The 1,672-nt window shown below is 73.2% G+C and carries 2 protein-coding genes; both read right to left on the bottom strand.

What is annotated here, in order from left to right:
• Positions 1-117: 117 nt before the first annotated feature.
• On the bottom strand, positions 118-888 hold the full coding sequence (locus VF665_RS18525) for a GvpL/GvpF family gas vesicle protein (protein ID WP_331054940.1): 771 nt from the start codon (positions 886-888) through the stop codon (positions 118-120).
• The coding region (locus tag VF665_RS18530; protein ID WP_331054941.1) for a M24 family metallopeptidase at positions 885-1,672 on the bottom strand (788 nt) is incomplete at its 5' end. The genes VF665_RS18525 and VF665_RS18530, both read right to left, overlap by 4 nt.

Raw genomic sequence — 1,672 nt, forward strand, 5'->3', positions numbered from 1 at the left:
CTCGCGCTTCGTTTCCGGCCGGGAGGGAGCGGTGAGGGACCAGATGAGAGCCCCGAGGCGGAAGACCGCACTCAGCACTCAGCACTCACGCACCCAGCACTCACGCACTGCCGTTCATCAGTGCGCCCCGTGCTGCCCGTCCGCCGCGGCGACGCCGGTCGACGCGCGCATCTGCACGAAGTCGTACGCGGGCCACGGGCCCGTAAGGTCCAGCTGCAGCGCGCTGTTCAGCCGCGCCAGCACGTCCAGCTTGTCCTGAAAGCCCGACGACGAGCCGCGCTCCACCAGGAACGCCGCGCTCAGCACCCGCTGCCCCGCCGCCGGCAGCGTTACCGCCGCCGCGCTGATGCGCCGCAGCTCGGCGTAGATGTGCGTGGCCAGGTCCAGCGCCATCTGCCGCGCGAACCCCGGATCCACCACGTCCACGTGCAGCCGGAACTCCCACCGCCCGCCCACGCGCTCCATCGCCCCGTGCAGCGAGGCGTGCGACTCCGTAAGGAACGCGCGCACCGCCTCCTCATCCGCGAACACGATCCCCACCGGGGCGGGAACCACGCGGCCGTGCAGCAGCGCGCGGTGCACCTCCCAGTGGCGTGACGCCACGTGCCCCGCCTCCATTTCCAGCCCCGGGTCCGGCGCGGGGCACACCAGCGCCGCCAAATCCGTTCCCGCCACCAGCGACGCACGGAGCGCCGGGTCCGCCGGCTGCCACGCGGCGCCGTCGCCCGGCGCGGGAATCACCGCCAGCAGCGACAGGCCGTGCGGCGCGGCGTGGCGCAGCGGCGACGGCGAGGGCGCCAGCCCCAGTGCGGAAGCCACCTCCGGCCCCGCGAGGTCCGGCGCGGCCTCCACGGGGCGCATCGGCGCCGTGAGGTCGGCGTCCGTCATCCGAACCGCGGGTCCGAGAGCAGCGCGTACACCTCGGTCTGCGGCTCCGGCGTGGTGACTTCCGGCCCGTCCGGCCCCATGTACACGTTCACCTCCGAGCGGAAGCCCACGTCGCCCGGCAGGTAGATGCCGGGCTCGATGGAAAAGCCGACCCCGGGGATGAGGGTGCGCGTGTCGCGCGTTTCCAGGTTGTCGATGTTGGGCCCCGAGCCGTGCAGCTCCCGGTCGATGGAGTGCCCGGTGCGGTGGATGAAGGCGTCGCCCCAGCCGCGGTCCGTGATCACCGCGCGCGACGCATCGTCCGCCTCGTATCCCGCCACCGCCTCGCCCGCGGCCCAGCGGCGGCGCACCAGGTCGATGGCCGCCAGACGCGCATCGCGCACGGCGGCAAAGATCTCGGCGATGCGGTCCGGCACGTGCTCGCCCGCGTACGCCATCCACGTCTGGTCGGCGTAGATGGCGGCGGCGTTCTCCTTGCCCCACAGGTCGATCAGCAGCAGGTCGCCGGGGCGGATTTCCGAATGCCGGTCCGCGCTGGGGCCGTAGTGCGGATTGGCGGCGTTGCCGTTCACCGCCACGATGGCGTCGCCGCCCACGGTGATGCCGCGTCGGGCGAACTCGTCGCCGATCCACCCGCGCACGTCCCACTCCGTCAGCGTCTGGCCCTCCCGCAGCGCCTGCGCCACATGGCGAAATGCGCCGTGCGCGGTTTCGTAGACGTGGCGCGCCGCGCGGTGGTGGCTGGCGAGCCCCTCCTCAGACCAGCGCGCGTAAAAGGCGCTCA

It is taken from the genome of Longimicrobium sp. (assembly GCF_036387355.1).
Taxonomy (GTDB): Bacteria; Gemmatimonadota; Gemmatimonadetes; order Longimicrobiales; family Longimicrobiaceae; genus Longimicrobium.

Excerpts from the sequence above, each read along its gene's own strand:
- VF665_RS18525 (WP_331054940.1), bottom strand. The coding sequence starts at position 888 with ATGACGGACGCCGACCTCACGGCGCCGATGCGCCCCGTGGAGGCCGCG.